Genomic DNA, 16773 nt, shown 5'->3' on the forward strand with positions numbered 1-16773 from the left:
GTGGACAAGGAACAGAAGCTCCGGGACTACCTGAAGCGGGCGAGCGCGGATCTGCGGCGTACGCGGCAGCGGGTGGGCGAACTGGAGGCCGCGGCCCGTGAACCCATCGCGATCGTGGGCATGAGCTGCCGTTTCCCCGGGGGCGTGACGACCCCCGAGGAACTCTGGTCCATGCTCGCCGCCGGCGAGGAGGGCATCACGGAGTTCCCCGCCGACCGCGGCTGGGAACCGCTGACGGAGGACGCCGGGGAACCGCAGGAGTTCTCCGGCGGGTTCCTGCACGACGCGGCCGAGTTCGACGCCGGATTCTTCGGGATCTCCCCGCGCGAGGCGCTCTCGATGGACCCCCAGCAGCGGGTGCTGCTGGAGTCCTCCTGGGAGGCCTTCGAACGGGCCGGCATCGACCCGGCCGCGGTCCGCGGCACCAGGACGGGCGTGTTCGTCGGGGCCATGCCCCAGGAGTACCGGGTGGGCCCGGACGACGACGCCCAGGGCTTCGTCCTGACGGGCGGCGCCACCAGCGTCCTGTCCGGCCGGCTCTCCTACTTCTTCGGGGCCGTCGGCCCGGCGGTGACGGTCGACACCGCCTGCTCGTCCTCCCTGGTGGCCCTGCACCTGGCCGCCCACTCCCTGCGCCAGGGCGAGTGCTCCCTGGCGCTGGCCGCGGGCGTCACGGTGATGTCCGCACCCACGACGTTCGTGGAGTTCAGCCGTCAGGGCGGACTGGCCGCCGACGGGCGCTGCCGCTCCTTCGCCGACTCCGCCGGTGGCACGGGCTGGGCCGAGGGCGTGGGCGTACTGGTCCTGGAACGGCTCTCGGAGGCCCGGCGCAACGGGCACGAGGTCCTGGCCGTCGTCCGGGGCTCCGCCGTCAACCAGGACGGCGCCTCCAACGGCCTGACCGCCCCCAACGGCCCCTCCCAGCAGCGGGTGATCGAGCAGGCGCTGGTCAACGCGCGTCTCTCGGCCGACGAGGTCGACGTCGTCGAGGCGCACGGCACGGGCACCACCCTGGGCGACCCGGTCGAGGCCCAGGCGCTGATCGCGACCTACGGCCGGAACCGCGCCGCGGACCGCCCGCTGCTGCTGGGGTCCGTGAAGTCGAACCTCGGCCACACCCAGGCGGCGGCCGGCATGGCCGGCGTCATCAAGATGGTGCTGGCCATGCGGCACGACACTCTGCCCCGCACGCTGCACGTCGACGCGCCGTCCTCGCACGTCGACTGGACGGCCGGGACCGTACGCCTGCTGACCGAGCAGGTCCCGTGGCCGCAGGGCGGACAACCGCGGCGGGCCGGCATCTCCTCGTTCGGGCTCAGCGGCACCAACGCGCACACGATCCTGGAGGAGGCGCCGGACGCACAGGTCACCGAACCCGTAGACGAGGGCGCGGAGGAGACGACCGCGGCCGCCGGCCTCGCCGGCCCCGCCGCGGCTGCCGGGCCCGCCGGTCCCGCCGAGGCTGCCGGCCCCACCGGCCCCACCGGCCCCACCGGCCCCACCGGCCCCACCGGTCCCGCCGAGGCCGTCGCCGCAGGCCCCGCCCCGTGGCTGGTCTCCGGCCGCACCCGGGAGGCCCTGCGCGCCCAGGCCGCCAGGCTGCTGGACCTCCTCACCTCCCGCCCCGGCCTCGCGCCGGCGGACGTGGCCTACTCGCTGGCCACGACCCGCTCCGGCTTCGAGCACCGCGCCGCGTTCATTGCGGCCGACCGCGACCGGGCCCTCGAAGCCCTCGCCGCGCTGGCCGGCGGCGAACCGGCGCCGAGCGTGGCCCAGGGCACCGTGCAGGGCCGCGCCAAGCTCGCCTTCCTCTTCGCCGGCCAGGGCTCCCAGCGGCCGGGCATGGGGCGTGAACTCCACGCCCGCTTCCCCGCCTTCGCCGCCGCGCTCGACGAGATCCTCGACCACTTCGACCAGAGCCCCGACCAGGGTTTGGAACGTCCGCTCAAGGACGTGCTGTTCGCCGCCGAGGGCACGCCCGAGGCCGAGCTGCTGAACGAAACCGGTTACGCGCAGCCCGCCCTGTTCGCGATCGAGGTCGCGCTGTACCGGCTGGCCGAGTCCTTCGGCGTCAAGCCGGACTTCCTCGCCGGGCACTCCATCGGTGAAATCGCGGCCGCGCACGTGGCCGGGGTCTTCTCGGCGGCCGACGCCGCGGCCCTGGTGCTCGCCCGCGGCCGGCTCATGCAGGCGCTGCCCGCCGGCGGCGTCATGGTCTCGCTGGAGGCGACGGAGGACGAGGTCCGGCCCCTGCTCCGCGACCGGCAGGACCGCGTCTCGATCGCGGCGGTCAACGGCCCCGCTTCCGTGGTCGTGGCCGGCGAGGAGGGTGACGTCGAGGCCGTCGCCGCGCACTTCGCGGAGCTGGGCCGCCGGACCAAGCGGCTGCAGGTCTCGCACGCCTTCCACTCCCCGCTCATGGAACCGGTGCTGGAGGAGTTCCGCGCGGTCGTCTCCGGCCTCGCGCCGCAGGCGCCCGTCGTTCCGGTCGTCTCCGGCCTGACCGGCACACTCGCCACGGTCGAGCAGCTGACTTCCCCCGGCTACTGGGTGGACCACGCCCGCCACGCCGTCCGCTTCGCCGACACCGTGGCCTGGCTCAGCGGCCACGGCACCGGCACATTCCTCGAACTGGGCCCCGACGGCGTCCTGTCCGCCATGGCCCGGGCATGCCTCGACGGCACCGGTGACACCACCGCCGACGGCACCTCCGTGACCGCCCCCGCCACGCTCGCCGTGCTGCGCCCGGGCCGCCCCGAGGCCGAGACGCTCACCACCGCGCTGACGGACCTGCACGTCCTGGGCGTGCCCGTCCAGTGGGAGCCCTGGTTCGCCGGCACCGGCGCCCGGCGCACGGACCTCCCCACGTACGCCTTCCAGCGCCGCCGCTACTGGCCCAAGGGCATGCCCGCACAGGGCGCCGACGTCCGCGCCGCGGGCCTGGGCGCCGCCCGCCACCCGCTGCTGGCGGCGGCCGTGTCGGTCGCCAACTCCGACGGCCTGCTGCTGACCGGCCGCCTGTCGCTGCGCACCCACCCCTGGCTGGCCGGCCACGCGGTGCGCGGCACGGTGCTGCTCCCGGGCACCGCCTTCCTGGAGCTGGCCGTCCGAGCGGGGGACGAGACCGGCTGCGGCCGCGTCGAGGAGCTCACCCTGGCCGCACCCCTGGTCCTGCCCGCGGAGGGCGGTGTCCAGGTGCAGGTGTGGGCCGGCAGCCCGGACGGGTCCGGCCGCCGCGCGCTGAGCATCCACTCCCGCCCCGACGGGCCCGAAGAACTCCCCTGGACGCAGCACGCCGCCGGCACCCTCGCCGCCGGTGAGCAGCGCGCCGACTTCGACGCCACCGCCTGGCCCCCGGCCGGCGCCCAGCCGCTCGACCTTGAGGGCTTCTACGACCGCATCGCCGACGGCGGTTTCGCGTACGGCCCCCTGTTCCGCGGGCTGCGCGCCGCCTGGCGCAGCGGTGACGACGTCTACGCCGAGGTGACGCTGCCGGAGGCGGGCGCCTCCGACGCCGCTTCCTCCGCCGGGTCCTTCGGCATCCACCCGGCCCTCCTGGACGCCGCGCTGCACGCCACGGCCTTCGCCGGCCTCGGCGAGCAGGGCCACGGCGGCCTGCCCTTCTCGTGGCAGGACGTGACCTTGCACGCGAGCGGGGCAACGACGGTCCGGGTGAGGCTGACCCGGGCCGACGACGACGCGGTGGCGATCGCCGTCGCCGACACCACGGGCGCCCTCGTGGCCTCCGTCGGCTCGCTCGTCCTGCGCACGATGCCGGACGAGCGGCTGACCGCCGCCGCTTCCCTCGCGCGCGACGCCCTGTTCGAGCTGCGCTGGACCCCGCTGCCGGAGCCCGCCGCGCCGGAGCCCGCCGCGGTCGCCGTCCTCGGCCCCGACCTCTTCGGCCTCACCGAGGCACTGACCTCGCCGGGCCGCACGGTCACGGCCCTGCCCGGCCCGGACGCCGCCACCGACGTCCCGGACGTCGTGCTCGCCCCCGTCGCCGGTACCACCGGTGACGAGCCGGTCGCCTCCGCGCACGCCCGCACGGCCCACGTCCTGGAACAGCTGCGGAGCTGGCTGGAGAACGAGCGGTGCGCCGGCTCGCGGCTGGTCTTCGTCACCCGCGGCGCGGTCACCACCGACAGCCGTCAGGCGCCGGACCCGGCGGCCGCCGCCGTCTGGGGCCTGGTGCGCGCCGCACAGGCCGAACACCCAGGCCGCTTCGGCCTGCTGGACCTCGACCCCGCCGACCCCACTGACCCCGACAACCCCAACGACCCCGCCGCGCCGCAGCTCGCCCGGGCCCTGGCCACGGAAGAGCCGCAGACCGCCCTCCGCGGCGGTGCCGTGCTCGGCGCCCGGCTCTCCCGGGCCCAGGCCCCGGAGAGCGACGCACAGTGGAACCCCGAGGGCACCGTCGTGCTGACCGGAGCCACCGGCGGCCTGGGCCGCGTACTGGCCCGGCACCTGGTCGCCGAGCGCGGCGTACGGCACCTGCTGCTCGTCAGCCGCCGCGGCGCCACCGCCGAGGGCGCCGGCGAGCTCGTCGCCGAACTGGCCGGGCACGGCGCGCAGGTCGCTGTGGAAGCCTGCGATCTCGCCGACCGCGCCGCCGTGGAGCGACTGCTGGCCGCAGTGCCCGCCGAACACCCCGTGACCGCCGTCGTGCACAGCGCCGGCACCCTCGACGACGGCGTCATCGAGTCGCTGACCCCCGAGCGGATCAGCACGGTGCTGCGGCCCAAGGCCGACGCCGTGTGGCACCTCCACGAGGCCACCCGGGGGCTGGACCTGGCCGCCTTCGTCGTCTTCTCCTCCCTCTCCGGCACCGTGGGAGCGGCAGGCCAGGGGAACTACGCCGCCGCGAACGCCTTCATCGACGCCGTCGCCCGGCTGCGCCGCGCCGAAGGACTGCCGGGGCTCTCCCTGGGCTGGGGCCCCTGGGCGCCCACCGGCGGCATGACCGGCGGGCTCACCGAAAGCGACCTCCAGCGCCTGGCCCGCATGGGTACACCCGCGCTCACCGAGGAACAGGGCGTCGCGCTCTTCGACGCCGCGACCGCCACGACGGCCGCCGTCCTGCTGCCGGTCAGGCTGGACCTGTCCGTCCTGCGGGCCCGGGGCGACGTGCCGGCGCTGATGCGCGGCCTCGTCCGCACCCCCGTCCGCCGCGCGGTGGTCTCCGGGTCGGAGACGGCCGTGAGCCTCGTCCAGCAGCTGTCCCGGCTGGAGGAGGCCGACCGCGACGAGGTGGTGCGCGACCTCGTGGCAGGTCAGGTGGCCGCCGTGCTCGGCCACTCCGCCGCCGCCGAGATCGACGCGGAGCGCCCCTTCCGTGACCTGGGCTTCGATTCGCTCACCGCCGTGGAACTGCGCAACCGGCTCCGCGCGGCCACCGGACTGCGCACCGCGGCCACCGCGATCTTCGACTACCCGACCGTCGCCGCGCTCGCCGCGCACGTCCTCGGCGAGCTCATGGGCTCCGAAGCCGCCGCCACCGCGGCAGCCCCCCGGGCCGCCGGCGACCAGGACCCCGTCGTCATCGTCGGCATGAGCTGCCGATACCCGGGCGGCGTCGCCTCGCCCGAGGACCTGTGGCGGCTCGTCAGCGAAGGCACCGACGCCGTCTCGGGCCTGCCCGCGGACCGCGGCTGGGACCTGGAGGCGCTCTACGACCCGGACCCGGACCACCCCGGCACCTCGTACACCCGCTTCGGCGGATTCCTGCACGAGGCGCCCGAGTTCGACCCCGCCTTCTTCGGCATGAGCCCCCGCGAGGCGCTGGCCACCGACTCGCAGCAGCGGCTGCTTCTGGAGGCGTCCTGGGAGGCCTTCGAACGCGCCGGCATCGACCCGGTGTCCCTGCGGGGCAGCCGCACCGGCGTGTTCGCCGGCGTCATGTACAACGACTACGCCCAGGCCCTCGCCGGCGGGCAGTTCGAGGGCCACCAGGGCAGCGGCACCTCGCCGAGCATTGCTTCCGGCCGCGTGTCCTACGCCCTCGGGCTGGAGGGACCCGCCGTCACCGTCGACACGGCGTGCTCGTCCTCGCTCGTCGCCATGCACTGGGCGATGCAGGCGCTGCGCGCGGGGGAGTGCTCGCTCGCCCTGGCCGGCGGTGTCACGGTGATGTCCACGCCGGGCGCCCTCATCGAGTTCTCCCGGCAGCGCGGCCTGTCGCCCGACGGCCGCTGCAAGGCCTTCTCCGACGGCGCCGACGGCGTCGGCTGGGCCGAGGGCGTGGGCGTGCTCGTCCTCGAACGGCTCTCCGACGCCCGGCGCAACGGGCACCGGATCCTGGCCGTCGTACGGGGCTCCGCCGTCAACCAGGACGGCGCGTCCAACGGGCTGACCGCCCCCAACGGCCCGTCCCAGCAGCGGGTGATCCGCCAGGCGCTGGCCGGCGCCGGCCTGTCCGTCGCGGACGTCGACGCGGTGGAGGCGCACGGCACCGGCACCACGCTCGGCGACCCCATCGAGGCCCAGGCCCTCCTCGCCACCTACGGACAGGACCGCGACCCGGCACGCCCGCTGCTGCTGGGTTCCGTGAAGTCCAACATCGGCCACACCCAGGCGGCGGCCGGCGTGGCCGGCGTCATCAAGATGGTCATGGCCATGGGCCACGGCGTGCTGCCCCGCACCCTGCACGCCGACGAGCCGTCCTCGCACGTCGAGTGGGACGCCGGAGCCGTACGGCTGCTCACCGAGGAGACGCCCTGGCCGCAGACCGGCCGGCCGCGCCGCGCCGCCGTCTCGTCCTTCGGATTCAGCGGTACGAACGCGCACCTCATCGTCGAGGAGCCGCCGGCCGTCGCCGCGCAGCGCGAAGAGCCGGCGCTCACCCCGGCCGTCGTGCCCTGGACGCTGTCGGGCAAGAGCCGGGCCGCGCTGCGCGACCAGGCCGCCCGCCTGCGGTCCTTCCTCGACGAGCGCCCCGCCCTCGACCCGGCCGATGTCGCGCTCTCCCTGGCCACCACCCGCTCGGCCTTCGACCAGCGCGCCGTCGTCATCGGCGATCGCGACGAACTGCTGCGCGCCCTCGCCGACCTGGCCGCCGACCGGCCGGGCTCCGCGCTCACCGAGGGCGAGACCGGCGGCGCGGGCAAGCTGGCCGTGGTGTTCTCCGGGCAGGGCAGCCAGCGCCCCGGCGCCGGCCGTGAACTCGCCGCCCGCTTCCCCGCGTTCGCCCAGGCCCTCGACGAGGTGACCGCCGCCCTCGACCCGCACCTTGACCGCCCCCTCAAGGACGTCCTGTTCGCCCCGGAGGGCAGCCCAGAGGCGGCGCTGCTGGACCGCACCGAGTGGACCCAGCCCGCGCTGTTCGCCGTCGGGGTCGCGCTCCACCGGCTGCTGGGCAGCTGGGGCATCCGCCCCGATGTGCTGCTGGGCCACTCCATCGGCGAGATCACCGCCGCGCATGTCGCGGGCGTCCTCTCGCTGCCCGACGCGGCCCGCCTGGTGACCGCGCGGGGACGGCTCATGGAGGCGCTGCCCGCCGGCGGTGCGATGATCTCCCTTGAGGCCGGCGAGGACGAGGTCGCGCCGCTGCTCGCCGGGCGCGAGCACGAGGTCTCCATCGCCGCCGTCAACGGCCCCCGCAGCGTCGTGGTCGCCGGAGAACTGGCCGCCGCCGAGGAGATCGCGGCCCACTTCGCCGTCCAGGGCCGCAAGACCAAGCGCCTGACGGTCAGTCACGCCTTCCACTCGCCGCTCATGGAGCCCGCGCTCGACGGGCTGCGCGAGGTCGCCGCCGGGCTCACCTACCACGCGCCGGACGTGACCGTCATCTCCGGCCTGACCGGACGGCCCGCCACCGACGACGAACTGCGCTCCGCGGACTACTGGGTCGCGCACGCCCGCGGCGCCGTCCGCTTCGCCGACACCATGCGTGCCGCGCACGACCGCGGCGCCGGCACCTTCCTCGAAGTCGGACCCGACAGCGTGCTGTCGGCCGTCGCCGAGGACGCCCTCGGCGACGCGGCGGACGCGCACATCGTCCCGCTGCTGCGCGCCGGGCGCGGCGAGGAGCGCTGCGCGGCCACCGCGCTGGCCCGCCTGCACGTCCACGGCACGGCCGTCGACTGGCCCGCGTACCTCGCCGGCACCGGCGCTCGTACGGCCGACCTGCCCACGTACGCCTTCCAGCACGAGCGCTACTGGCCCGAGGCCGCCCAGGCCGCGCCCGCCCCGCAGGCCGCCCCCGACCCCGCCGACGCCGAGCTGTGGAGCGCCGTCGAACGCGGCGACGCCGCGGGGCTCGCCGGCCTCCTGGGCCTGCGCGACGAGCAGCACGCCTCCCTCTACGCGCTGCTGCCCGCCCTGTCGTCCTGGCGCCAGCTCCGGCAGGAGAAGGCGCTGCTGGACTCCACCCGCTACCAGGTCGCCTGGCGGCCCGTCCGGGCCTCCGCCGCACCCGTCCTCGACGGCACCTGGCTGGTCGTCACCGCCGAAGGGACCGACAGCGACGAGATCCTGGACGCGCTGCGCGGCCACGGCGCCCAGTTCGAGACCCTCGTCCTGGAGCACCGCCCCGACCGTGCCGGGCTCGCCGCCCGGCTCGACGCCGCGCGCGGCGACGACCGGGCCTTCTCCGGCGTCCTGTCCCTCCTCCCGCTCGCCGACGAGGCCGGGCACCCGCTCGGCGCCGAGCCGCCGGCCGGGCTCGCCCTCACCCTCCTCCTGGTCCAGGCCCTCGCCGACACCGGACTCGGCGTCCCCGTACGGACCCTGACCCGGGGCGCGGTCACCACCGGCCCGGCCGACCCGCTCACCAGCCCCCTCCAGGCGGCCGTCTGGGGCCTGGGCCGCGTCGCCGCCCTGGAGCACCCGCAGCTGTGGCGGGGCCTGATCGACCTCCCGGCCGTCCTCGACGCGCCCGCCACCCAGCACCTCGTCAGCGCCCTCGCCGCGCGCGGCGGTGAGGACCAGCTCGCGATCCGCACCGAGGGCGCGTACGGCCGGCGCCTGGTGCGCCACCCGCTCGCCGAACTGCCGCCGGCCGGCGCCTTCACCGCCCGCGGCACCGTGCTCGTCACCGGCGGCACCGGAGCGCTCGGCGCCGAGGTGGCCCGCTGGCTCGCCCGCAGCGGCGCCGAGCACCTCCTGCTGACCAGCCGCCGCGGCCCCGGCGCCCCCGGCGCCGGCGAACTGGCCGCCGAACTGGAGGACCTGGGAGCCCGGGTCACCCTCGCGGCCTGCGACACCGCCGACCGCGCCGCGCTCGCCACGCTGCTGGCCTCCGTACCGGACGAGCACCCGCTGACCGGTGTCGTGCACGCGGCCGGTGTCGGCCAGGCGGCCCCCCTCACGGAGACCCCCCTCGACGAGGCCGCGGCGACGATGGCCGCGAAGCTGCTCGGCGCCGCCCACCTGGACTCCCTCCTCGACGGCCACGACCTCGACTTCTTCGTCCTGGTCTCCTCGATCGCCGGAGTCTGGGGCAGCGCCGGACAGAGCGCCTACGGCGCCGCCAACGCCTACCTCGACGCCCTCGCCGAGCACCGGCGCGCCCGCGGCCTGCCCGCGACCTCCGTGGCCTGGGGCCCCTGGGCCGAGGCCGGCATGGCCACACACGAGGGCTTCACCAACCAGCTCCGCAAGCGCGGACTGCGCCTGCTCGCCCCCGCCGCGGCCCTCGCCGAACTGCGGCGCGCGGTCGTCCAGGAGGACGTCACCGTCACGGTCGCCGACATCGACTGGGAGCGCTACCACCCCGTCTTCACCTCCGCGCGCCCCAGCGCCTTCTTCGACGAACTGGACGACGTCCGGGCCCTGGCGCACACCGGCGCCGAGAGCGCCGCGCCGGAGTTCGCCGCGCGCCTGCGGGGCCTCGACGAGGCCGGCCAGGAGCGGCTGCTGACCGACCTGGTGCGCGCCGAGGCGGCCGTGGTCCTCGGCCACGCCTCCGCCGAGGGCGTCACCGAGCGGCGGGCGTTCCGCGAGGCGGGCTTCGACTCACTGACCGCCGTCGAGCTGCGCAAGCGGCTGGCCGCGCTCACCGGCCTGCCCCTGCCCGCCACCCTGGTGTTCGACTACCCGACCCCCGCGGCCCTCGCCCGCCACCTGCGCGCCGGACTCCTCGGTACGGACAGCACGACGGCGGCCCCCGCGGCCGCGGCGAGCCTTGACGAGCCCATCGCCATCGTCGGCATGAGCTGCCGCTTCCCCGGCGGCGTCCGCTCCCCGGAGCAGTTCTGGGAGCTGATCGCAGGCGGCGCCGACGCCATCACCGACTTCCCCGTCAACCGCGGCTGGGACACCGGCCTCCACCACCCCGACCCCGACCACCCCGGCACGACGTACTCCACCCAGGGCGGCTTCCTGCACGACGCGGGCGAGTTCGACGCCGGCTTCTTCGGCATCTCGCCGCGCGAGGCCCTGTCGATGGACCCGCAGCAGCGGCTGCTGCTGGAGACCACCTGGGAGGCGTTCGAGCAGGCCGGCATCGACCCCACCGGCCTCCACGGCAGCCCGACCGGCGCCTTCATCGGCTCCACCTACCAGGAGTACGGGTTCGGCGTCGACGACAGCTCCGCCGGCCACCTGGTGACCGGCACCAGCCCCAGCGTGCTCTCCGGCCGGCTCTCGTACCTCTTCGGACTGGAGGGCCCGGCGGTCACCGTCGACACGGCCTGCTCCTCGTCCCTGGTCGCCCTGCACCTGGCCTGCCAGTCGCTGCGCAACGGCGAGAGCTCCCTCGCCCTCGCCGGCGGCGCCACCGTGATGACCAACCCCGGCCCGTTCATCGCCTTCAGCCGGCAGCGGGCCCTCGCGGGCGACGGCCGCTGCAAGGCGTTCGCCGACGGCGCCGACGGCATGACCCTCGCCGAAGGCGTCGGCATCCTCGTCCTGGAACGGCTCTCCGACGCCCGCCGCAACGGCCACGAGGTCCTCGCCGTCGTCCGCGGCTCGGCCATCAACCAGGACGGAGCCTCCAACGGCCTGTCCGCGCCCAACGGCCCGTCCCAGCAGCGCGTCATCCGCCAGGCCCTCGCCAACGCCGGGCTCGCCCCCGCCGACATCGACGCCGTCGAGGCCCACGGCACCGGCACCGCCCTCGGCGACCCCATCGAGGCCCAGGCCCTCCTCGCCACCTACGGCAAGGACCGCGACCCCGAGCGCCCGCTGCTGCTCGGCTCCGTGAAGTCCAACATCGGCCACACCCAGTCGGCGGCCGGCGTCGCCGGCGTCATCAAGATGGTCATGGCCCTGCGCCACGGCGCACTGCCGCGGACCCTGCACGCCGACACCCCCTCCACGCACGTGGATTGGACGTCCGGCACGGTCTCCCTGCTGACCGACGGGGCCGGCTGGCCCGAGGGCGAGCGCCCGCGCCGCTGCGCGGTCTCCTCCTTCGGCATCAGCGGAACCAACGCCCACACGGTCCTCGAAGAGGCCCCCCGGCCGCAGGAGACGGCCCCCGCTCCGGAGACCGGGCCGGTGCCCCCGGCCGGCGGCGTCATCCCCTGGGTGCTGTCCGCGCGGACCCCCGGAGCCCTGCGCGCCCAGGCCGCCCGCCTCGCCGCGCACCTCGACGGCGCATCCGTGAGCGCCCTCGACGCCGGTCACTCCCTGCTGACCTCGCGCACGCTCTTCGAGCACCGCGCCGTCGTCATCGGCACCGGCGGCGACGAGGCGAGGGCCGCCCTCGGCGCCCTCGGCGAGGGACGCTCGCTCCCGGGCGTGGTCCAGGGCGTCGCCGACACCGACGGCAAGACCGTGTTCGTCTTCCCCGGCCAGGGCTCCCAGTGGGCCGGCATGGGGGCGCGGCTGCTGGAGGAGTCCCCGGTCTTCGCCGAGCGCCTGACCGAGTGCGCCACGGCCCTGTCCGCGTTCACCGACTGGTCGCTGCTCGACGTCATCCGCCGGGCCGAGGGCGCACCCACCCTGGACCGCGTCGACGTCGTCCAGCCCGCCTCGTGGGCCGTCATGGTCTCCCTGGCCGAGATGTGGCGCGCCCACGGCATCACCCCCGACGCCGTCGCCGGCCACTCGCAGGGCGAGATCGCCGCGGCCGCCGTCGCCGGCGCCCTGTCGCTGGAGGACGCCGCCCGCGTGGTGGCGCTGCGCAGCCGGGCCATCGGCCGCCTGCTGGCCGGATCCGGCGGCATGATGTCCGTCCCGCTGCCCGTGACCGACGTCGAGCGGCGCCTCGGCGCGTACGAGGGCCTGTCCGTCGCCGCCGTCAACGGCCCCCGGTCCGTCGTCGTCTCCGGAGCCCCCGGCCCGCTGGACGCCCTCCAGGCCGAGCTGACCGCCGAGGACGTCCGCGCCAAGCGCGTCGCCGTGGACTACGCCTCGCACTCCGCGCAGGTCGAGCTGCTGCGCGACGAGCTGCGCGACGTCCTCGCGCCGGTCCGCCCGCGCCCCGCGCACCTGCCGTTCTTCTCCACGGTCACCGGCGACTGGCTGGACGCCGGGTCCGCCGGCTTCGACGCCGGCTACTGGTACACCAACCTCCGTACGACCGTTCGCTTCGAGCCCGCCGTGCGCGAGCTGCTCGCCCAGGACCACCGCTTCTTCATCGAGGTCAGCTCCCACCCGGTGCTGTCCATGGCCGTCCAGGAGACGGCCGAGGACGCCGGCCGCCCGGCCGTGGTGCTCGGCACGCTCCGGCGCGACACCGGCGGCACCGACCGCTTCCTGACTTCCCTGGCCGAGGCGTTCGTCCGGGGGGCCGGCGCCGACTGGACCCGCGTCCTCGACGGCACCGGCGCCCGCCGCGTGCCCCTGCCCACGTACGCCTTCCAGCGCGAACACCTGTGGGCCGTGCCCGCCAAGCCGCGGGGCACGCACGAAGAGGCCCCCGCCGACGCGGAGTTCTGGACGGCGGTCGAGGAGGAGGATGTCGACTCCCTCGCCTCCAGCCTGCGCCTGGACCGCGGCTCCCTGGCCCCGGTGCTCCCGGCGCTGTCCCACTGGCGCAAGCGCCGCCGCGACCTGTCGACCGTGGACTCCTGGCGCTACCGCGCCACCTGGAAGCCCCTGACCGGGCTGCCCGCCGCGGCCCTGACCGGCACCTGGCTCGTCGTCACCACCGAGGGCGCAGCCGCCGGCGAGCTCACGGAGACCCTCGCCGCCCACGGCGCCGAGCCGCGCACGCTCGTCCTGGACGACACCTGCGCCGACCGCACGGTCCTCGCCGCACGCCTCACGGAGCTCGACGGCCTGGCGGACCTCACGGGCGTGGTGTCCCTGCTGGCCGCGGCCGAGGAGCCGAACCCGCAGCACCCGGCGCTCACCGCCGGGCTCGCCCTGACCGTCTCGCTCGTCCAGGCACTCGGCGACGCCGCCGTCGACGCACCCCTGTGGTGCCTGACCCGGGGCGCCGTCTCCACCGGCCGCGCGGACCGGCTGACCCGGCCCGCCCAGGCCCAGATCCACGGCCTCGGCTGGACGGCCGCCCTCGAACACCCGCAGCGCTGGGGCGGCGTCGTCGACCTGCCCGAGCACCTCGACCGGCGCGCCGCCGAACGCCTCGCCGCCGTCCTCACCGGCCGCACCGGCGAGGACCAGCTCGCCGTCCGCGCCTCCGGCGTCCTCGCCCGCCGCGTCGTCCGCGCCGCTTCCGCCGCCGCGGACCCGGCCCGCCCGTGGTCGCCCCGCGGCACCACCCTCGTCACCGGCGGCACCGGCACCCTCGCCCCCCACCTGGCCCGATGGCTCGCCGGGCAGGGAGCCGAGCACATCGTGCTGACCAGCCGCCGCGGCCCGGCCGCGCCCGGTGCGGCGGACCTCCTCCAGGAACTGGCCGAGCTCGGTTGCGAAGCCACCGCCGTCGCCTGCGACCTCACCGACCGCGACGCGGTCGCCGGCATGCTCGACGCGCTCAAGGCCGACGGGCACACCGTCCGCACGGTCGTGCACACCGCCGTCACCATCGAGCTCGCGCCGCTCGCCGAAACGACCCTCGACGCCTTCGCGAAGGTCCTCGACGCCAAGGTCGCCGGCGCCCGGCACCTCGACGAACTCCTCGACGACGACGAGCTCGACGCCTTCGTCCTGTACTCCTCCACGGCGGGCATGTGGGGCAGCGGGGCACACGCCGCCTACGTCGCCGCCAACGCCCACCTCAACGCCCTCGCCGAGCACCGGCGCGCCCGCGGCGCCCACGCGACGGCCGTCTCCTGGGGCATCTGGGCCGACGACCTCAAGCTCGGCCGCGTCGACCCCGGCCAGATCCGCCGCAGCGGACTCGTCTTCATGGACCCCCAGCCGGCCCTCACCGGACTGCGGCAGGCCCTCGACGACGACGAGACGGTCCTCGCGATCGCCGACGTGGACTGGGAGCGCTACCACCCCGTCTTCACCTCGGCGCGGCCCGCCCCCCTCTTCGAGGATCTCCCCGAGGTCCGGCGGCTGACGGAGCGCACCGCCGAATCCCCTTCCTCCGCGAACGAGTTCACCACCAGGCTCCTCGGACTGGCCGCCGCCGAGCAGGACCGCCTCCTGCTGGACCTCGTCCGCGGCGAAGCGGCCACCGCGCTCGGCCACGCCTCTCCGGACACCCTCTCCGAGCAGCGGGCCTTCCGCGACGTCGGCTTCGACTCGCTCACCGCCGTCGACCTGCGCAACCGGATCGCCGCCGTCACCGGGCTCGCCCTGCCGAGCACGATGGTCTTCGACTACCCCGACCCGCTCGCGCTCGTCGCCTTCCTGCGCGACCGGATCGCGGGCGCCCGCACCGGCTCCGCCGCCGTCGCCCAGGCGCCCGCGGCACCCGGCGCCGCCGACGAGCCCATCGCCGTCATCGGCATGGGCTGCCGCTACCCGGGCGGCGTCGCCTCCCCGGAGGACCTGTGGCGGATCGTCGCCGAAGGCGTCGACGCCACCGGCGAGTTCCCCACCGACCGCGGCTGGGACACCGAGGGCCTCTACGACCCCGACCCCGACCGCCCGGGCCGCACCTACTCCACCCGGGGCGGCTTCCTCCACGACGCCGCCGACTTCGACGCCGCCTTCTTCGGCATCTCGCCCCGCGAGGCCCTCGCCATGGACCCCCAGCAGCGCCTGCTCCTGGAGACCTCCTGGGAGGCGCTGGAGCGCGCCGGCATCGACCCCGCCACCCTGCGCGGCAGCAGCACCGGCACCTTCATCGGCGCCAGCTACCAGGACTACGCCACCCGGGCCGCGAGCCCGGAGGGCGCCGAGGGACACGCCATCACCGGCACCATCTCCAGCGTCCTGTCCGGCCGCCTGTCCTACACCTACGGCTTCGAGGGCCCGGCCGTCACCCTCGACACCGCCTGCTCCTCGTCCCTCGTCGCCCTGCACCTGGCCTGCCAGTCGCTGCGCAACGGCGAGAGCTCCCTCGCCCTCGCCGGCGGCGTCAGCATCATGGCCACGCCGTTCCCGTTCGTCGGCTTCAGCCGGCAGCGGGCGATGGCCGCCGACGGACGCTGCAAGGCGTACTCCGACCAGGCCGACGGCATGAGCCTGGCCGAGGGCGTCGGCCTCGTCCTCGTCGAGCGGCTCTCCGACGCCCTCCGGAACGGGCACGAGGTCCTCGCCGTGATCCGCGGCTCCGCCGTCAACCAGGACGGCGCCTCCAACGGGCTGACCGCCCCCAACGGCCCGTCCCAGCAGCGCGTCATCCGCCAGGCCCTCGCCAACGCCGGAGTGTCCGCCGCCGAGGTCGACGTCGTCGACGGACACGGCACCGGCACGGCCCTCGGCGACCCCATCGAGGCCCAGGCCCTGCTCGCCACGTACGGCCAGGACCGCGACCCCGGGCGGCCGCTGCTGCTCGGCTCCGTGAAGTCCAACATCGGCCACACCCAGATGGCGTCCGGCGTCGCCGGCGTCATCAAGATGGTCATGGCCCTGCGCCACGCGTCCGTTCCCCGGAGCCTGCACATCGACCGGCCCTCCTCGCACGTCGACTGGACCTCCGGCGCCATCCGCCTGCTCACCGAGCCGCAGGACTGGCCGGGCACCGGGCACCCGCGCCGTGCCGGCGTCTCCTCCTTCGGCCTCAGCGGCACCAACGTCCACGCCGTCCTCGAACAGGCCCCGGACCAGCGGCCGGAGGAGGTGCCTCAGGAGGAGACGACGGATCCGGCCGGGGTCCTTCCCCTGACGCTGTCCGGACGCACCGAAGCGGGCCTGCGCGCCCAGGCCGGCCGGCTCCTGACCCACCTCGCCGACCACCCCGGGACGCCGCTCACCGACCTCGCCTTCTCCCTCGCTACCACCCGGTCCGCCCTGGAGCACCGCGCGGCCGTCGTCACCGACGGCACCCACGACCGCGCATCGCTCGTCCGCGCCCTGACCGCCCTGCGCGACGGCACCCCCGACGCCGGCCTGATCACCGGCGACCGCAGCCGCGGCCGTCTGGCCTTCCTCTTCACCGGCCAGGGCAGCCAGCGCCCCGGGATGGGACGCGAGCTCTACGACCGCCACCCGGTCTACGCCGAGGCCCTGGACGCCGTACTGGCCCGCTTCGACCTCGAACTCGACCGCCCGCTGCGCGAGATCCTTTTCGCCGGGCCGGGCACCCCCGAGGCCGCGCTGCTCGACGACACCGGCTACACCCAGCCGGCCCTCTTCGCCCTCGAAGTGGCGCTGTTCCGGCTCGCCGAGTCCTGGGGCCTGCGCCCCGACTACGTCGCCGGGCACTCCATCGGCGAGTTCGCCGCCGCGCACGCGGCCGGAGTCCTCTCCCTGGAGGACGCCTGCACCCTCGTCGCGGCACGCGGCCGGCTGATGGCCGCCCTGCCCGCCGGCGGCGCCATGGTCTCCGTCGAGGCCGCCGAGGACGAGGTGCTGCCT

General features: G+C 76.0%; 1 protein-coding gene (cut by a window edge). It reads left to right on the forward strand.

From position 1 onward, the window contains the following. On the forward strand, window positions 1-16773 hold the 5' portion of the coding sequence (locus tag IF61_RS0109920) for a type I polyketide synthase (protein ID WP_030365920.1). Its footprint extends 11859 nt past the window's final position; 16773 of the gene's 28632 nt are visible here — the first part of the coding sequence; the start codon lies at window positions 1-3; the stop codon falls past the right edge of the window.

The sequence above is a fragment of the Streptomyces roseoverticillatus genome (genome assembly GCF_000719265.1).
GTDB classification, from domain to species: domain Bacteria; phylum Actinomycetota; class Actinomycetes; order Streptomycetales; family Streptomycetaceae; genus Streptomyces; species Streptomyces roseoverticillatus.